This is a genomic window from Acinetobacter sp. PFS20 (genome assembly GCF_052261015.1).
GTDB lineage: Bacteria > Pseudomonadota > Gammaproteobacteria > Pseudomonadales > Moraxellaceae > Acinetobacter.
This window is the reverse complement of record NZ_JBPVZE010000001.1, coordinates 138216-157254: the sequence shown is the minus strand read 5'-3', so window position 1 is coordinate 157254 and position 19039 is coordinate 138216. Positions and strand designations below refer to the sequence as shown.

At 38.2% G+C, this 19039-nt stretch carries 15 protein-coding genes; 8 read left to right on the top strand and 7 right to left on the bottom strand.

Annotation, left to right across the window (positions count from 1 at the left end):
• The first annotated feature begins 17 nt into the window (after nucleotides 1-17).
• Entirely contained in the window at nucleotides 18-362 is a 345-nt protein-coding gene (locus tag ACS125_RS00695) for a zinc ribbon domain-containing protein YjdM (RefSeq protein ID WP_016137144.1), read from the top strand.
• 211 nt (nucleotides 363-573) lie between these two features.
• Nucleotides 574-915 (top strand): YegP family protein, encoded by a 342-nt coding sequence (locus tag ACS125_RS00690; protein ID WP_132071626.1) that lies wholly within the window; start codon nucleotides 574-576, stop codon nucleotides 913-915.
• A gap of 54 nt (nucleotides 916-969) precedes the next feature.
• Here the strand turns inward: ACS125_RS00690 and ACS125_RS00685 are convergent, their stop codons facing one another.
• The 4 genes from ACS125_RS00685 to ACS125_RS00670 form a co-directional block, all read right to left on the bottom strand.
• Nucleotides 970-2685 carry a proline--tRNA ligase gene (locus ACS125_RS00685; protein WP_443270027.1) on the bottom strand — a complete coding sequence of 572 codons (1716 nt, stop codon included), beginning with the start codon at nucleotides 2683-2685 and terminating at the stop codon, nucleotides 970-972.
• A gap of 58 nt (nucleotides 2686-2743) precedes the next feature.
• The gene (locus ACS125_RS00680; RefSeq protein ID WP_443270025.1) at nucleotides 2744-5842 is read right to left on the bottom strand and encodes an efflux RND transporter permease subunit; all 3099 of its coding nucleotides are present in this window, start codon (nucleotides 5840-5842) and stop codon (nucleotides 2744-2746) included.
• 15 nt (nucleotides 5843-5857) lie between these two features.
• The gene (locus ACS125_RS00675; protein ID WP_443273900.1) at nucleotides 5858-6967 is read right to left on the bottom strand and encodes an efflux RND transporter periplasmic adaptor subunit; all 1110 of its coding nucleotides are present in this window, start codon (nucleotides 6965-6967) and stop codon (nucleotides 5858-5860) included.
• A 68-nt stretch (nucleotides 6968-7035) separates the two neighbouring features.
• Nucleotides 7036-7671 carry a hypothetical protein gene (locus ACS125_RS00670; protein WP_443270023.1) on the bottom strand — a complete coding sequence of 212 codons (636 nt, stop codon included), beginning with the start codon at nucleotides 7669-7671 and terminating at the stop codon, nucleotides 7036-7038.
• 285 nt (nucleotides 7672-7956) lie between these two features.
• On the opposite strand from ACS125_RS00670, the gene pilG reads away from it, so the two are divergent.
• The 6 genes from pilG to ACS125_RS00640 all read left to right on the top strand — a co-directional run bounded on the left by pilG (nucleotide 7957) and on the right by ACS125_RS00640 (nucleotide 16565).
• Nucleotides 7957-8340: a twitching motility response regulator PilG gene (pilG, locus tag ACS125_RS00665; RefSeq protein WP_000389061.1), complete on the top strand. Its 384-nt coding sequence runs from the start codon at nucleotides 7957-7959 to the stop codon at nucleotides 8338-8340.
• 23 nt (nucleotides 8341-8363) lie between these two features.
• Nucleotides 8364-8726, top strand: coding sequence for a response regulator (locus tag ACS125_RS00660; protein WP_004789266.1), 363 nt, complete (start codon nucleotides 8364-8366; stop codon nucleotides 8724-8726).
• A gap of 59 nt (nucleotides 8727-8785) precedes the next feature.
• A complete protein-coding gene (locus ACS125_RS00655) occupies nucleotides 8786-9322 on the top strand; it encodes a chemotaxis protein CheW (RefSeq protein WP_005309806.1) in 537 nt (178 codons plus the stop codon).
• Between the two features lie 44 nt (nucleotides 9323-9366).
• The gene (locus tag ACS125_RS00650; RefSeq protein ID WP_443270018.1) at nucleotides 9367-11448 is read left to right on the top strand and encodes a methyl-accepting chemotaxis protein; all 2082 of its coding nucleotides are present in this window, start codon (nucleotides 9367-9369) and stop codon (nucleotides 11446-11448) included.
• 147 nt (nucleotides 11449-11595) lie between these two features.
• On the top strand, nucleotides 11596-16098 hold the full coding sequence (locus tag ACS125_RS00645; RefSeq protein WP_443270016.1) for an Hpt domain-containing protein: 4503 nt from the start codon (nucleotides 11596-11598) through the stop codon (nucleotides 16096-16098).
• The gene (locus ACS125_RS00640) at nucleotides 16098-16565 is read left to right on the top strand and encodes a hypothetical protein (protein ID WP_004789275.1); all 468 of its coding nucleotides are present in this window, start codon (nucleotides 16098-16100) and stop codon (nucleotides 16563-16565) included. Before ACS125_RS00645 ends, ACS125_RS00640 begins: the two co-directional genes overlap by 1 nt.
• A gap of 34 nt (nucleotides 16566-16599) precedes the next feature.
• Here ACS125_RS00640 and dapE read toward each other — a convergent pair whose 3' ends face one another.
• The 3 genes from dapE to ACS125_RS00625 all read right to left on the bottom strand — a co-directional run bounded on the left by dapE (nucleotide 16600) and on the right by ACS125_RS00625 (nucleotide 19009).
• A complete protein-coding gene (gene dapE / locus ACS125_RS00635) occupies nucleotides 16600-17736 on the bottom strand; it encodes a succinyl-diaminopimelate desuccinylase (protein ID WP_443270014.1) in 1137 nt (378 codons plus the stop codon).
• A 125-nt stretch (nucleotides 17737-17861) separates the two neighbouring features.
• Complete coding sequence (locus ACS125_RS00630) at nucleotides 17862-18005, bottom strand: entericidin A/B family lipoprotein (protein ID WP_003655297.1); 144 nt, start codon at nucleotides 18003-18005, stop codon at nucleotides 17862-17864.
• 122 nt (nucleotides 18006-18127) lie between these two features.
• A complete protein-coding gene (locus ACS125_RS00625) occupies nucleotides 18128-19009 on the bottom strand; it encodes a DUF1853 family protein (protein ID WP_312825176.1) in 882 nt (293 codons plus the stop codon).
• Nucleotides 19010-19039: the final 30 nt, after the last annotated feature.

The following is a 19039-nucleotide window of genomic DNA, read 5'->3' as shown; positions in this document are numbered from 1 at the left end:
TTTTTGAGATTTTTTTCATGTCTTTGCCAAACTGCCCAAAATGCCAATCAGAATATACTTACCAAGATGGCGACTTATTGATTTGTCCTGAATGCTCAAATGAGTGGAAAGAAGGGGATGCATCGCTTACTGAAGAACAAGAAATTATTAAAGATGCGAATGGTAATGTCTTGGCAGATGGTGATAGTGTAACTGTCATTAAAGACTTAAAAATTAAAGGTTCATCTTCAGTTGTAAAAGTAGGCACGAAAGTAAAAACGATTCGTTTAGTTCCAGATGCAAGTGATGGCCACAATATCGATTGCAAAATTGATGGTATTGGTCAGATGAAGTTAAAATCTGAATTTGTAAAAAAAGCTTAAATTGTTAATTTTAATTACATTTCAGTAGAGATATGCACTTATATCTCTACTTTTTAAATTTCTATCATCATTATAATTTTATTACGAAAAAGTATAAAAAATAGGCTATTCAAGGAATAATTGTCCATTTATATTGTCATAAATAACAAATAACTTTCGTCCAGAATAATAACGAAAGTCATACCCACACCAACAAAAAAATGAGGTTTTTATGGCAGGATGGTACGAAATTTCACTAGCGAGTGATGGACAATACCGCTTTATTTTAAAGGCAGGAAATGGTGAACCTATTCTAAATAGTGAGCTATATAAGGCTAAAGCTTCTGCGGTAAATGGTATTGAATCAATTCAGAAAAATAGTGGTGATGACGCACGATATGAGCGTTTAACTGCAAAGAATGGGAAACCTTATTTCAATTTAAAAGCTGCAAATCATCAAATTATTGGCACAAGTCAATTCTATGCGAGCGAAGCTTCACGAGATAAAGGAATTGAATCTGTTAAAACCAATGGTTCATCGACAACTATTAAAGATTTAACGGTTCAGGTATAAAAATTGAGTTAAAAAAAGCAGCTTCTAAAAGCTGCTTTTTTATTTAGGTATTTATTAACGCGCTAACTTAGCTAAAAGTTCTTCTTTCGTTAAATTGCTCGCTTCAGCATCGCGGCGGCCTTTATATTCAAAAGTACCAGCATCAAGACCTTTTTCACCAATCACAATACGGTGTGGAATACCCATCAACTCAAGGTCAGAGAACTTAACGCCGGGACGTTCGTTACGATCATCAAGCAACACATCAAAACCTTGAGCTTGAAGTTCTGCATAAAGTGCTTCTGCTGCTTCAAGAGTACGTGGTGATTTGTGCGCATTCATTGGAACAATTGCAACTTCAAAAGGTGCAATGGCTTGTGGCCACATGATACCTTTGTCATCGTAGTTTTGTTCAATTGCTGCTGCAACAACACGTGTTACACCAATACCGTAGCATCCCATGGTTACTGTAAATGGTTTGCCATCTTCACCTAGAACTTTACAGCCTAAAGCTTCAGAGTATTTAGTACCAAGTTGGAAAATATGACCTACTTCAATACCGCGTTTAATTTGTAGTGTACCTTTGCCATCTGGAGATGGGTCGCCTTCAACTACATTACGTAAGTCAAAAACTTCGCTAATTTGCGCATCACGTTCCCAGTTTACGCCAACAGCATGTTTATCAGTTTCATTTGCACCAGCAACGAAGTCAGAAAGCACAGATGCAGCACGGTCAACAATTACAGTTAAGCCTTTTTCGACTAAACCTTGTGGACCTGTAAAGCCAGCAGTTAAACCAAATGCTTGAAGTTGTTCTTCAGTTGCGAATGTAAGAGGAGCTGCAACTAAAGGATGCTTCTCAGCTTTAATCTCATTCAGTTCGTGGTCACCACGTACAAATAGAGCAACGACAGGAACATTACCTTTTTCGTCAGCAACACCTTGAACCAATAAAGCTTTAACAGATTGCTTAGGGTCAGCATTTAAGAACTGACATACATCATCAATCGTTTTCTGGTTTGGTGTTTCAACCAATTTGAATTCTTGTGTCGGAGCTGCACGTTCACCCACTAAAACAGCCTCAGCCATTTCAACGTTTGCTGCATAATCAGATTCGGTTGAAAATGCGATGTCATCTTCACCACTAGCAGCCAATACATGGAATTCGTGTGAAGCTGAACCACCAATAGAACCTGTGTCGGCTTGTACTGGGCGGAAGTCTAAGCCTAAGCGAGTGAAAATACGGCTATAAGTGTCGTACATCACGTCATAAGTTTCTTGTAATGATTCTTGAGTTGCATGGAAAGAATAAGCATCTTTCATGATGAACTCACGTGAACGCATTACACCAAAACGTGGACGAATTTCATCACGGAATTTGGTTTGAATTTGATAGAAATTTACAGGAAGCTGCTTATAACTTTTAAGTTCGTTACGCGCCATGTCTGTAATAACTTCTTCATGCGTTGGCCCAAGTACGAATGGATTCGTATGACGATCTTTAAAGCGTAATAATTCAGGACCATATTGTTCATATCGCCCCGATTCTTCCCAAAGACTTGCGGGTTGAGTCACGGGCATGAATACTTCCATAGCGCCTGAACGGTTCATTTCTTCACGAACAATCGCATCTACTTTTTTAAGCACACGTGTTCCCATCGGCAGCCATGTATATAAACCAGATGCCAATTTACGAATCATCCCCGCACGTAACATGAGCTGGTGTGAAATCACTTCAGCATCATTTGGGGTTTCTCTCAACGTTGCAAATAAAAAGCGGCTTGCGCGCATGGAAAAAGTCCTAAAAGTTAAGCGTTATAAAAACGCAGATTATACGATAATCGTTGCATTATGACATGAATCGTCGAGTTTGACTCAGCATAAAGTTTTTCAAGTCATCTAGATAAGTGAAAATGACGGGTACAACCACAAGAGTCAATAGGGTAGAAGTAATCACGCCCCCAATCACAGCATGAGCCATTGGTGCGCTTTGCTCACCGCCTTCGCCAAGACCCAAAGCTAGAGGAACCATCCCCATCACCATGGCACTTGTCGTCATTAAAATTGGACGTAAACGGGTTTTCCCCGCTTGTAAAATAGCATCATAACGGCTCGTCCCCTGATCCATTGCTTTCTTAATAAAGTCGATAAGCAAAATCGCATTTTTGGTAACGAGCCCCATCAACATGATAATACCGATAATCGAAAATAGGTTTAGGGTACTTTTGAACAAGAATAGGGCAAGAAAAACACCAATGAGTGACAATGGTAAAGAGGTCATAATTGCGGCAGGATGAATAAAGCTATTGAACTGAGAACCTAACACAATATAGATAAATACAATCGATAGGGTAATGGCAGTTAATGCATATCCAGCAGATTCAGCCATGTCAGCATTTGCTCCTTGAGTATCAAATGTATATCCAGCAGGTAGTTTAAATGCCTTTTGCATTTTATCGATGTCTTGACCAATGTCGCCACTAGGTCGTCCTGAAGTATTTGCCTCAATCAGTACTTCACGCTCAAGATCACGTCGGTTAATTTGTGAAGCACCGAGTTTTTCTTCGGTTGTTGCAACTGCGCTAAGTGGAACTAATATATTTTGCCCAGTCGCATTGGTCTTATTGGAATTGAGATATAGGTTCTGCACATCTTGCGGAAGCATACGTTTATTTTCATTTAAACGTACATTCACATCATAATTTTCGCCATCGCGATCTTCCCAAGTTGTGACATTATCACCCGCAATTAATGGGCGAATCGCATTGGCAATCTGAGAAACAGATAAACCTAAGTCACTTGCCAGTACACGATTAATATAGACACCCAGAGTCGGCTTTGGTTCTTTCAATGAACTTTCTAAATCTACGACACCTTTAATTTTTTCCATTTCAGCAATAAAACGATCTGAAATTTTCTGTAGCTCATTGAGGTCAGATCCTTTAATAGAGATCATGATCGGCTTTTGTCCGCCAGAGACAGAATCTTGCGCTGCTGCAACAGAAGTCACTCGAATACCCGCTACACTTTGCAAACGATCACGGAACTCATTGTTGAGTGTATTCAGATCTGAGCTACGTTCTTGTTTTGGCTTTAAGGTCACGCCTAAACCTGCATGGTTCTTGCCTGAGTCTACTTCACTGTTGACCACGCCATAAGTAGAAACCACATCGGGGAACTGTCTAATAATTTGATCGACTTGATGTAATTTCGCTTGAGTATATTCCAAGGATGCATCTACAGGAGTTTCAAACTGAATACGAACTTCACCTTTATCTGGGGTAGGTACAAATTCGGTCCCAATTAGTTTAGACAGTCCTAGTGCAGCAAATAGTGAAACAATTGCAATAATGACTGTGATGAAACGGAAACGTAAAGCCAGCTTTAAGAGCTTTTCATAAACATGAGTCAGTCGATCTAACACATTAGAAATATGGTTAAAAAAGCGTTGTAGCCAATTATCTTTTTTCTTGACTGGATCTTTCCAGTGAGCAGAGAGCATTGGATCGAGCGTAAAACTAATAAACATTGAAATTAAAACGGCTGTACTCACCGTTACGCCAAACTGATAAAAGAAACGTCCAATCAACCCGCCCATGAAGGCGACGGGTAAAAATACGGCCACAATGGTAAGCGTGGTTGCGAGTACAGCTAAACCAATTTCTTTTGTGCCTTCTAGGGCCGCAGTCACATGATCTTTGCCAAGTTCAGTATGTCTTACGATGTTTTCCCGAACCACAATCGCATCATCAATTAAGAGACCAATACTGAGCGATAAGGCTAATAACGTCATCATATTAATGCTGAAACCAAAAGCCCAAATGAAAGTTAAGGTTCCTAGCAAAGTAATCGGTAAGGTTAAGCCTGTAATAACGGTAGAGCGGAAAGAGCCTAAAAATAATAGAACAATTAAAACTGCTAAGGCAGCACCTTCAATAATGGTACGGGTCACATCTTTAATTGAAGCGCGAATTCCTTTGGAGCTGTCGGCCACAACTTTGTAGTTTAAACCCGCAGGCATTTGTGTTTTTAATTTCTCTAAAGTTTGGTAAGTTTTATCGACAACCTGAATTACATTGGCATCGGAACTCTTTAAAATATCGACAGAGACCGCTGTTCTTCCATTATAAAATGCGCTTGATTGTAGTTCGGCTTGAGTATCTTCAATCGTTGCAACTTGCTTTAGAAAAATTGGTGAACCATTTTTATTGGCAATCACCAAATCACCAAAAGCAAGTGGATGAATAACCTTTGATTGAATCTGTACAACCAGTTCAGAATTCTTTTGTTGTAAGGTTCCTGCGGGAACTTCAATATTTTCATTTTTTAGCGTATTAATGACCTGATCAATCCCAATTCCGTAACTTTGCAATTGCTCAGGAAGAATTTTTATTCGTATTTGCCGTTTGGCATCCCCCAATAAATTCACATTACCGACACCAGACACGGTTTTAAGCTGCGGCACAATACGTTTATCTACATATGAACTTAGTTGAGCCAGACTCATGCTATTTGATTCAAATACAACTGACATGATCGGGCTAGAGGAGGGATCGTAACGTTGTACAATCGGTGTATCAATTTCATCACGAAATTGGGCTGTGACCGGAGCAATTTTGTCACGAACATCTTGTGCTGCAAGGGCCGATGAAGTGTCGAGATTAAACTCAGCCACAATCATCGAAAAGCCTTCACTTGAGCGTGAAGTGATTTGTTTAATCCCTGAAATTGTATTGATCTGATCTTCGAGTTTTTTTGTAATATCTGATTCGACAGCTTCAGGTGAAGCACCAGCATATTGCGTAGTCACTACGACGAATGGGAAATCGACGTTCGGAAACTCTTCAACCGTCATACGTTTCCAAGAAGCTAACCCGAGTACCATTAAGCTGAGCATCATCATAATAGTAAAAACGGGATATTTCACACTGATTCGAGTAAACCACATATGCTATTTGCTACCTTATTTATTTTTTTCGGTTGTAACCGTCACTTTTTTATTAATGTCGGAATCTTCAAATTGAATACGGCTCACTAGATCTGTGCGTTGTAGGCCATCAACTAAAGCAATATTGTCGTTATAGCGCTGTTCAACTACTCGAATTTTAACTTTTTGAATGGTGTGATTGCGTACTACCCATACAAAAGGATCATGTTGCATATTTTGAATGCTGTCTAAAGGAATGGTTTGGCCTTGCTGAGTGTCATTGCGGAGAATATTTCCATTAATGAAAGCCCCAATGCTTAACGAATCAATTTTTTCTTTAGGAACGGCAAAGAATTCGATTTGTCGGCTGTCTTGATCTGCAACAGGTGAAATACGTGTAAGCGTCGCATTTAACTGTTTAGAATTTCCCTGAATCTGATATTGAATGCTGCTACCGACTTTAAGAGCAGACTGCTGTTCAATTGGTAGCTTGGCTTGTATTTCAAGTTGGTCTGGATTTACGATTTCAAATAATGTTTGACCCACTGATACAGTCTGACCAGGTTCTACTTGTCGTTTAGTAATGACACCTGAAATTGGGCTGGTAATAATGCCGTCTTGATCAGCCTTACGAGCAATATCAACATTCGCTTGTTGGGCCTTTACACTTTCAAGTTGTCCTTTATAGTCAACCTGACTCTGTTCAAACTCGACACGAGCAATAAACCCTTGATTAAAAAGTCGTTGCTTTCGGTTCATTAAATTGCGTGCAAGTTCAGCTTGCGACTGAGCTGATGCGAGGTTAGCGCGCGCTTGTGCTAATCGTGCAACATTATCTTGATTATTCAATCTTACTAAAACTTGGCCTTTTTGCACCTGTTGACCAACATTTGTAGTTACAGTAGTCGCCGTAGCACTCACTTGAGCCTGAATTGAACTTTGCTGAACCGCACGAATGGTTCCTGTAAATGCAGTTTGAGAGTCAAGAGCTCCTTCTTTCACTGCAATCAGGTCTTGAGGAATGAGTTCAATTTTTGCTGGAGCTGATGCCGTTATTTTAGTCGTTTCTTGCTGATTACATGCAGCTAAAATCAAACATAAACTAATAATACTCAGTTTAAAAATAGTGGAAGGGGTGAGATGCATCTTGTGCATACAGCATCATCCTATAATTCAAATTTTATTTTGCCCCTATTCTTGATAAACCTTTACAGTTATTCAAGCTTTTTTAAACGTTCGATAATGTTTTCATACTCGCTATTGGTACGTTTATAATTCTTGGAAAGTGTTTCAAGTGTCTGTTTGACTCTGTAAATATTATTTAGATTGTTTTCAATCAAAGTCTTATGTCGTTCAGGAATGACTTCTCTCTTTCTGAAATATTCCATTTCTTGACGCTTAAATAAAATTTTGTCTTGTTGTAACTGGTCGAGTTGTTCCTCTTGATAGTTAATTTGCTTCTTTATAGCAAATAATGCTTGATCTCTTTTAAGCATGGCTGTCTTACTATTGCTATAAGCATTTTTTAATTTGATATCTAGTTCTCTATGCCGTGCCGATAATGCTCGTTGACTTGATTGATTTAAATCAGCCTCGGCACTATAAGAGTGATTTCTTTTAATCACTTGCATATTTTGATCTAGAACTTCATACCCGTAACGAATGTGAGCAGGGGTGACAGATGTACTGATATTGGCCGTACCGTGTTGATCATAATAACGATACCAGACCACTTTAGAAGTATCCGCTAGAGCCAAGGTTGTTGAAAAACAGAGCGAACCGAAGGAAATAATGCCTATAGATACAGACAAGCAGTTCCTATAAAAGGCATATTTCATCCGATTTTTCATTGAATATCCCCAAAAAAAGAAAGCTAAATTGCTTATTTTTAAATAATTAATCTTTAATATATTAGTTATTATTTAGCTGAATAAAAATATAGTCATTATAAAAAAAATGATAATTTTAATTAAAGTGTGATGAGGTTAAAAGTTATTGTTTATAAATGAGAAAGTAGACAAAAATGCCTCATTGAAAATAGACTGTGAGATATGTTAAAAATGCGTATAAATGCGTAAAAACAAATTTAAGTTAAATTGCATTTATATTTTATATTTATGGGGATGGAAGATTAAATGGAAGATGCATTCCAAAATCTGAAAGTAATGGTAATTGATGACTCAAAAACCATTCGCCGAACAGCCGAAACTTTATTACAGCGAGAAGGCTGTGAAGTGATTACTGCGGTGGATGGATTTGAAGCTTTGTCCAAAATTGCAGAAGCAAATCCAGATATTGTTTTTGTCGATATCATGATGCCTCGTTTAGACGGTTATCAAACTTGCGCTTTGATTAAAAACTCTCAAAATTATCAGAACATTCCCGTTATCATGCTCTCTAGTAAAGATGGTTTATTTGATCAGGCAAAAGGGCGTGTGGTAGGTTCAGATGAATACTTGACGAAACCTTTTAGCAAAGACGAATTGTTAAACGCGATTCGTAATCATGTAAGTTCATAATTAAGTAATTTAAGGGCAAAGAAATGGCACGTATTCTTATTGTTGATGATTCACCAACAGAAACTTATCGTTTTAGAGAAATTCTAACCAAGCACGGCTATGACGTACTTGAAGCATCTAATGGCGCAGATGGTGTAACTTTAGCAAAAGCTGAACAGCCTGACCTAGTGTTAATGGATGTTGTTATGCCTGGTGTAAATGGTTTTCAGGCAACACGCCAGATTACCCGCGATGAAGACACTAAGCATATTCCTGTTGTTATTGTGAGTACTAAAGATCAGGCAACTGACCGAGTATGGGGCAAGCGTCAAGGTGCGATCGATTATCTGATTAAACCTATTGAAGAAAAGCAATTGATTGATGTAATTAAACAATTTCTAAATTAACTCATCCATCCATAAAAACATAAATAACGGGATTATCTGCCCGTTTTATAGGATCGAGTATGGCAGCGAATGGATTTATCGAGTTACTTCGTTTGTCTAAACGGGGTAATAAGAATTACGCTTCAGTTCAAAATGAAGCACAGCGATGGTCAGGGATTGCTTTTGAAATGAGAGGGCAATACTTCGTCGCACCACTTGGGGAAGTGTCAGAAGTTATCTATCCACCGAAATATACGCCAGTTCCAAATGCTCAAAGTTGGGTAAAAGGTTTAGCGAACATTCGGGGAAGGTTGCTTTCAGTTTCTGATTTGGCTCATTTTATTTCAGGGCAACGAAGTACATTTTCGTCTGCCCAAAAAGTGTTATGTATTAGCCATCACGACCAGTATGTGGGGTTGGTTGTGGATCAGGTCTTGGGGATTCAGCACTTTAATAAAAAAAGTTTTTTTTCTCAAAGCTTAGACTTAGAGGAAAACCTAAAAGATTATTGCCAAGGTTATTTTCACCAACATAACCAGCATTGGCATGTCTTTTTATTTAGTCGTTTATTGCAAAACCCACATTACATGAATGCATCGACAAAATTTATAAACTAATTTTTTTACGCTGTGAAAAACAGAGTATTTTCTGGGGAGAAGCTATGGGCTTTAAGCTTAAAAAGAAAGGCGGCAATCGTGTTGCGTCCGAAAAATCGGGTCTCAATTTTATTGCAAAAATCCAGTCAGGAATTGAGCAATACGCCAGTTTATTTGGGGAAAGTGAAAAGTCCAAGCCTATCCTTTATGTAGCGTTGTTATGTTTGGTATTTGCTTTAACTTCGCTCGTTTATTTATTTTATAGCGTACCTCGACATAACGAATTAACACGTAGTTTGGGTGAGTTGCGTTTATTGTCACAAACGATTTCTAGACAGGCTACTGAAGCAACGGCTTCTGGCTCACCTCAAGCTATGAAAGACTTAGCGGAATCAAATAGACTTTTTGCAGAAAATATCAAAGATGTTGAAAATATTCACGGTACATCTTCAAAAGAATACAAAAAAGTTGCGGTTCTGTGGAAAGCTTTGTCGTATGACATTAACTTGATCTCGTCACATCAGGGCGTAATTAATCAGTTATATAACATGAATATCTCGATTAGTGATTCTATTCCAGAGATTCAGGCTGAATATAACTTGATGGTTGATAAGATGGTTCGCGAAAAAGCACCAAGTAGTCAGGTGATTATTGCTAAGAACCAAGTATTTATTGCAGAACGTATTTTACGTTCTATTAACACTGTTTTGGTTGGTACTGAAAACTCTCAGACCTCAGCACATGATTTTGGTGTGGATATTGAGACGTTTGGTGTGTATTTAAATGCACAGCTAAACGGAAATGCTGAATTGGGTGTTGCTAGAGTTGAATCTCCGGAAGTACGTGAATCTCTGGAAGGTATTAAATCTGAATATGATAAGGTTTTAAAATCTGCAGCGGCATCGGTTCTTAAACATACAGATCAGATTGTAAACGTACGTCAGTCATCAGGTGAGATCTTCTCGGAATCTGATGAAATGTTATCTGTACTGGGTGATCTTTCTGAGAAAACACAGTATGGTTGGAAAGCCTTTGCTTTAGTTGCACTTCTTACATTATCACTTATTGGTTTAATTAGCTCAGTCTTGAAGCTTTTATCACTTCGTAGTAAAGCAGATAAACAACGTGTAGCTACCTTACAAGAAGAATATGATCGTAACCAAAACGCGATTTTACGTTTACTAGATGAAATCGCCGACTTGGCAGACGGTGACTTGCGTTCATATGCAACAGTATCTGAAGACTTTACTGGAGCAATTGCCGACTCGATTAACTTTGCGATTGACCAATTACGTGATCTTGTATCCCGAATTCATGAAACTTCTCAGGAAGTTGCCCGCTATACGCATGATACACAGAATATTACTAACCAGTTGGCAGAAGCATCAGAGCATCAGGCACAAGAGATTGCTGGCGCATCAACTGCAATGAATGAAATGGCGCAATCAATTGACCAAGTATCTTCAAATGCATCGGAATCTACCGAAGTAGCAGAACGTTCGGTACAAATTGCTTCTAATGGCGCACAAGTGGTAAACCGTTCAATTGAAGGTATGGACACGATTCGTGAACAGATTCAAGAAACCTCTAAACGTATTAAACGTTTGGGTGAGTCTTCACAAGAAATTGGTAACATCGTATCGTTAATTAACGATATTGCGGACCAAACAAACATTCTTGCATTAAATGCAGCAATTCAAGCATCTATGGCAGGTGAGGCAGGACGTGGTTTTGCCGTGGTTGCAGATGAAGTACAGCGTCTTGCTGAACGTTCAGCATCGGCAACTAAACAGATCGAAACTCTGGTTAAAACAATTCAGACCGATACTAACGAAGCTGTTATTTCAATGGAACAAACAACAACTGAGGTAGTACGCGGAGCGAACTTGGCAAAAGATGCGGGTATTGCGTTGGACGAGATTCAAAAAGTATCTGGTGACTTGGCAAACTTAATGGCCAGCATTTCTGATGCAGCAAAACTTCAGTCTGCATCTGCGAGTCATATTGCGACAACCATGACCGTCGTACAAGAAATTACTTCGCAAACGACAACTGCAACATTCGATACAGCACGTTCGGTTTCTGAATTAGCAAATATGGCAGAGTCATTACGTGAATCGGTAACGGACTTTAAATTACCTGATTAAATTGGGGACGAGGATAGCTGTTTCTATAATAGCTATCCTTTTAAAAGTATTAACAACGCTAGGTAAATATTGGGGACACAGCTATTTATCTAGTGTTGACTCTGTCGTTTTTCTCCATTTAGGAGACAAGCAAAAGAAGCCTTTGCTATGAAAGAAATATTAAAAACTTTAACTGAAGCAATGATGCTACCGGAAGATAGCTATTCTCAACAAGATGCTGAATTTCTTGATATCTTCGTTGAAGAAATTGAAGAAATTTTTGTTGAATTGCAATCTTTGATTCATGAATGGATGCAATCTAAAAATGTTGCTACGCTGACTGAGATCCGTCGCCATTTTCATACCTTGAAAGGTTCAGGGCGAATGATTGCAGCGAAATCCTCTGCTGAGCTTGCTTGGACTGTAGAAGATACGCTTAATCGGATCATCAATGAGAGTCTCACATTAACTCCCAACATCCAACAATATGTTCAGTTGGTATTTAAGTTCTATTTCTTTAAATTAGTAGATGACTTTAAGTCTAAAAAGGAACATGCAGTAGATTTTAGACCTCTTATTTTATTGGGACAACAATTACAACAACAGCAAAGTTTAGAGCCTGCTTTAGAAGAACTTTTATTATTGTCTGATACTCTCACTGCGGAAACTAAGACTGGTTTAGAGGTGAATGATTTAGAGCAGGCGTCAGATAATTTAACCCTAGAAACTACTATAGAGAGTGAACATAATCTTGCTGAAACCTTAATTTTATTTATGGAAGAAGCGGAAGAGCACTTAGCGACCATTGATCAATTTTTAGAACAAGAAATACATCAGCACGAAAGTTATAATGCGCTCATCCGTGCGTTACATACATTGCGCGGTAGCTCGGCAATGGCTCAAGTAGAAGCAATTTTTGATGCTAGTACGAAGGTTGAGCATTTATTCAAAGTCTTATTACAAGAAGAACTTTCTTCTCATTCAGAAGAGATATTACTACTCCGTGATTACAGACAGTTTATTCGAAATTGTTTAGATCTATTAGCTGCACACTGCTCTAATGACCAATTAGATTCTGACCTGAAACAATTCAATCAGGTTTGGGATGCGTATATGGCGCAACATGGGGAGCATTCAAGCCCACTCATGCCTCCACATGGTCTAGTATCTCAGCTGTTACAACTCGATGTTTCAGAATTACTTGATGCAGAGTTGGATTTTGAAAAGGGAATTCGTTCTGAGTTTCCTCATTATCTTGAACGATTAAGTGAACAAGCTGATTTGTTACTACAACATACTCAGTCTCAGGCTATGGTTGGTTTATATGAATATACAAACCAGTTGAAAGATAGCTATAACGTATTGCTTGATCGACCTGATTTATTGCAATCAGATTATGTTTTTGAAATTTATCAGAAAGCACATCAACAATTAATTCAGTTATTTGATGCATTAGCTGCGGGTCAACGAGTTAGTATTATTGAGCAACACCAAAATGTTTTGGAAGAGCTGAAACTATATACTCAACATATTCCAAGCCTTAATTCTGAACCATTAGATAATCAGGAGGTTGTGGAGTCGTTGTTTAGTGTTGATGTAGAGCAAACATCACATCAATCTCCAGCATCTATCGAAAGTGTATTAACTGATCATGTAACAATGAGTCAGAGTATGCATTTAGATCGCCAGTTCATGTCTACTGAGCACGTAAATCGTTATTTTGATCCAGAACTGTTAGATATTTTTCTTGAAGAAGCCGATGAGTTGCTTGAAGGAATGGATACAGATCTTAATATTTGGGTTAATGATCAAGAGAACTTCGCTGCTCTTAATAATCTGATGCGTTATTTGCATACCTTAAAAGGTGGAGCAAATATGATTCAGGCAAATTATATTGGTTTAATTGCACATGAATTAGAAAGTATTTATGAGCGCATAATTCAAAGACAATTGGTTGCTTCATCTGCTCTTATTGATTTTATCCGTCTGGTTCAAGATGATTTAGCTGACCGTCTACAAATAGTACGTGAGCAGCACCTAGATTATGCGGCTTCTTATACAATTCAAGCGCTTAAGAATGCCGGTAAGTTATATGAGTCACTTGGTTCTGTTGTTAAAGAGATGCAAGTTGAGTCTGGAACAGATGTTATACCAGAATTAAATGTTGAAGTATTACAGCAAGAAGCTATACATGATACTGCTTTAAATCTCGATGAGTTAACTTCTAATTTTGAGCAGATTGTTGAGTTTAATACTCGACATGTTGAGCACACAGAATTACAAGTTTTTGATGCAGAAGGCTACACAGACAGTATCCAAGATCAGGATATTGATTCTGTTGTCGAGCAGACATTTATGGAGGAAGCGGCCGAGCTTTTAGAGATGGCCGATCATCTATTAAAGCAGTGGTTTGAGCAGCGTACCAATCGTAGTATCTTACTTCAGCTACAAAGAGCAGTGCACAGTTTGAAGGGTGGTTCCCGTATGTTGGGACTAGAAACTGTGCAAGCAATTGCTTATCAACTTGAGAATGCTTTTGAAAAATTTGCGCTTTATCATTTTAGCTCAAATATTTATGACAACTTATTAGAGAGTGCAATTGTCTGGCTAAAAGAGGCAATTTTTAAGCAAAATTATCAACACTTCGATGGCTTGCAGCATAGTTTAGAAAATATTCAGTTTATTGAAACGGCAATTCAAATTCCGAGTAAATTGACTAGAACTGATCTATTTGGCACGGAACCTTTAATGAGTTTTGTGCAAGGTGATGGTACAGAACCACCGCCAATGATGGGTGCATGGGAACAAACCCAGCATCTTGAACAAAACAATGAGATGATTCGTGTTTCAGCAGACTTAATTGAGAAAATGATTGATTTGTCTGGTGAAAATTCGATTAACCGTTCACGCATTGAAATGGATCTTAGCCAATTTGGTCATACGCTTGTGGAAATGGAATTAGCCATTCAACGACTTGCAGACCAGTTACGTCGAATGGAAGGCGAATTAGAAACCCAGATTATTGCAAAACACGGTATTGAGCACTCTCGTTATACCGAATTTGATCCTCTAGAGATGGATCAATATTCTTCATTGAATCAATTATCGAAATCACTTGCCGAATCTGCATCGGACTTAGTGGATTTCAAAAATACTTTATCCGAAAAAATCAGAGATACCGAAAGTTTATTGGTACAGCAATCACGTATTCAGGCTGAAATTCAAGAAGGGCTAATGCGAACACGTTTAGTGCCATTCTCTCGATTGCTACCTCGTTTACAACGAATTGTAAGACAGACTTCTACTGCATTAGATCGACCAGCAGAGCTTTTTGTTAATAATACGGAAGGTGAGCTAGACCGGACAATGCTAGAGCGTTTAGTTACACCGCTTGAGCACATGCTTCGAAATGCAATTGACCATGGTCTAGAAGATCGTGTGCAACGTGAACAAGCACAAAAACCAGAAACTGGACGTATTGAACTAAATATTCACCGTCAAGGTACGGATGTTATTGTTACGTTTAAAGATGATGGTCGAGGTATTGATATCGAGAAAGTCCGTCAAAAGGCCCTCTTATCTGGTTTGATTAATTCTGAACAAGTATTAGAACATCAAGATATTTTGCAGTTGATTTTCCATCCTGGGTTAAGTACAGCCGATCAAGTCACTCAGATTTCAGGTCGTGGTGTAGGACTTGATGTTGTACAAAGTGATATTAAAGCTTTGGGCGGACATGTAAGTGTTGACTCTGTTTATGGACAAGGAACAATCTTTACCATACGTGTTCCAACCACAGTAGCTGTTAGTGATGCCTTAATGGTTAAAGTTGCTGATCAACAATTTGCAATTCCGTTAGCTCAAATCGATCGAATTGTTCGAGTTTCACCAACATCATTAGAACAGTATTTTGGAAGTGCACAAGAGTTCTTTGAATTTGAAAATAAGCGCTATCCATTACGCTATTTATCTGAGTTTGTTGGTAATCAACCGATTCCACGTTTAAGTGGGATGATGTATTCGCTACCAGTATTAATGATTAAGGCCAATAATGGGCAAACAATTGCATTATTGGTTGATCAGCTTATTGGTTCACGAGCGCAGATTGTAGTTAAGCCAATCGGGCAGCAGTTCTCTAGTATTGGTGCGATTGCAGGTGCAACTATTTTAGGTGATGGTCAAGTTTGTCTAATTTTAGATGGACAAAATATTGCTCGCCAAATTCAGTCTACTCGTCGACATAAGCCGCTCAATGAGACTGTCTATAGACAACGCGAGTCTGATGAACGTCGTCTCATTATGATTGTAGATGACTCTGTTACAGTCCGTAAGGTAACGACTCGTTTACTCGAACGTCAAGGCTATGACGTAGTCACTGCTAAAGATGGTATTGATGCAATTGAGCAGTTGGAAAATATTAAACCAGATCTGATGTTGCTTGATATCGAAATGCCACGAATGGATGGTTTTGAGGTACTTAACCTCGTACGACATCATGATCTACATCAACATATGCCAGTCATTATGATTACATCAAGAACTGGTGAAAAACACCGTGAACGAGCATTTGCTTTAGGGGTTAACCAATACATGGGTAAACCTTTCCAAGAAGAAGATTTACTGCACAACATTGATGCTTTTTTCACGACACGTGAAGAGGAACTTACCTAATGAAAAATCAGATAAGTACATCATTAATTAATGAAATGGATCAGCAAGAACTTCAACACTTAATCACTGTTTCAACTGGTTTTATTGATGCATATATTATTGAATGTGATCAGCAAGTGCCGATGCTATTGCCACAAAACATCGTGTTATCAGCGATGGATGTTAAAAATGGTATTAAGCATATTGAGTGGCATGACGTAAAGCTTCCGGTCTATTCATTGCATAATGAAGTTGACTCGCGAGCGGTGGCATTGGTTATTGAAAGTGAAGATATCAGCCAACGTTTTGCCCTCATCTGTAAATCGATGCCAGCTTCAGTTCGTTTACGTATTTCTGAAGTCGTAGATGAAAATGAAGATATACAAGATACTTTACAGAATCCAAGTGTATTTAAATATGTGCGAATGGAGAATCAACGCTACCACGTGCCTAATTTGCAATATATACAAAACACAATTCATCTATAAAAAAAAGGAACTCATTTGAGTTCCTTTTTAATTTCTATTTAGCTAATAAATTTTCTAAAATTTGCTCATAAATATCAGTTAGGGGATCGAGGTCATGCACGTCAACATGTTCATTAATTTGATGAATTGTTGCGTTAAGAACCCCTAATTCCAATACCTGTGCACCTGTCGGAGCAATAAAACGTCCGTCAGAAGTACCACCACTTGTTGAAAGTTCAGTTTCAGTGCCAGTTACATTTAAAATAGAAGTTTGAGCGGCATTAACGAGTTCACCGATTGGAGTCAGGAAAGGTAAACCAGACAAATTCCAAACGATTTCATATTTTAAACCGTGTTTATCTAAAATCTCATGAACACGTTGTTTAAGCTGTTCAGCTGTCACTTCTGTTGAATAACGGAAGTTAAAAGTAACTTCTAACGTACCCGGAATTACGTTGGTTGCACCAGTTCCAGCATGAATATTTGAAATCTGAAATGATGTTGCTGGGAAATATTCATTTCCATTATCCCAAACAGTTTGGCATAGCTCTGTTAAAGCAGGTGATGCCTCATGAATTGGGTTAAGTGCTAAATGTGGATAAGCAACATGACCTTGTTTACCTTGGACCTTTAATACTGCATTAAGCGAACCACGACGCCCATTTTTAACAATATCACCTAATTTATGAGTACTTGAGGGTTCACCTACCAAACACCATTTAATTTTTTCGTTACGTTCTTCAAGAGTCTCAATAACCTTGACCGTACCATTAACAGCAGGACCTTCCTCATCTGAAGTAATCAGAAATGCGATAGAACCTTTATGGTTTGGATGTTTTGCTACAAAACGCTCAGATGCGACAACCATAGCTGCCAAAGCTGTTTTCATATCTGCCGAACCACGGCCATATAGTTTTCCATCGCGGATTTCAGGTGCAAATGGATCTGAATTCCACGATTCTAATTTACCTGTCGGAACGACATCAGTATGACCTGCGAAACAAAATACAGGCTCTTCAGTTCCGCGACGTGCCCAGAGATTATCTACATCACCAAAACGCATTGGTTCAATATGAAAACCAACTTGGCGTAAGCGGTCTGCCATGATGGTCTGACAAGTATGATCAACTGGAGTAACAGAAGGTTGTTGTAAAAGTTCTAGGCTAAGCGAGAGAGTATCTGAATGGTTCATACCGGAAATTGCGTGCTGATCAGGTGAAATATAGTCCGATATAATAGGCGAATCTCTACGTGATGGGTACGTAAAAATAAAAAAACCTTATCGGAACGATAAGGTTTTTTAGTGATAACTCTAACTTACATTTTATCTTGTGTTTTTTCAGCAGTATTTGTTACAGCATCACCTGCTTTAGAAACATCTTTACCGAAACCCTTAAACGTATTACAGCCTGTTAAAACAACAGCAATCATGACAGAAGCAGCTAAAACTTTTTTCATCATTTTCTCCGTTTAAATTTAATAATGAAGTAAATTTAGATTAAAAAACAATCGGAAAAAGAAACATGACTATTTAATAGTAAAAACGTTATAAAATGTTTCTAGAAACTTAAATTTCTTGTTAATTATTTAAATTTCTGCAAGTTGGACTTAAATTTTAAGTATGTAGGATGTCTAAACATGTAAAACCGAATTTCCGGACTATTTTTACAATATAAACCGTCTGTCCACCAATGTGCTGGGGCAGAACTAGGTTGTTTATTTGGACATAGCCATTCGTGTCTTTCTAATCGATAAAAAGAAGAATGAGGAATTGTGGTGCCCCAATACCCTAAACGACGCTGTAAATTTATCCATTCAGGTAGGGGCTGTTGTAAATTTAAATCTAGAGGAAGATAAAGCTGACCCTTTAAAACCGAAAAACGTTGTTGAATTTCGAAGTTTAAGGCTTCCGGAAACTGAAATTGTTTGTTCGTAAAGTGATAAAGCTTTTTACTTAAAGTATCCTGACGGTTTAAGCCAATCCATTGTTCTAAATGTAAATCTGCCTCACCGAGATAATATTTTAAGGCTACCTCCCAGTGTTCAATCTCTTGAGTTTCTTTATTTAAAATTAAAAAATCCAGCTCGCCTAATGTCTTTGGCCCCTCAATTTTTTGAATACTATGTCCTAATAATTGATAGGGGTGATACTGATCCTCTTGCAACCAAAACCAGAGTAGATGTTCAAAGCGTAAACCTAGACGTGTACTTTTAAGCTGAGATAAAAACTGAATTAAAGGCGCTGGGGTTTGATCAAGCTCTTTCAAACGTGGTAAATAATTTTGAAAATGAACTTCCCAAACCTCACTTGGATGTAGCTTAAAATGATGTTGTATATCTAAGCTTTTTGGTAATTGGCAAAGTAAATTTGGACTAGCAATACAAAAAGCGAGCTGTCGAACTATAGGATGTTGAAATTGAAGCCATGGCTCGAAATAGGACGTTTTAACTGAGGCAATATTCATACATTTAATACTCGAAATAATTCATCCTAA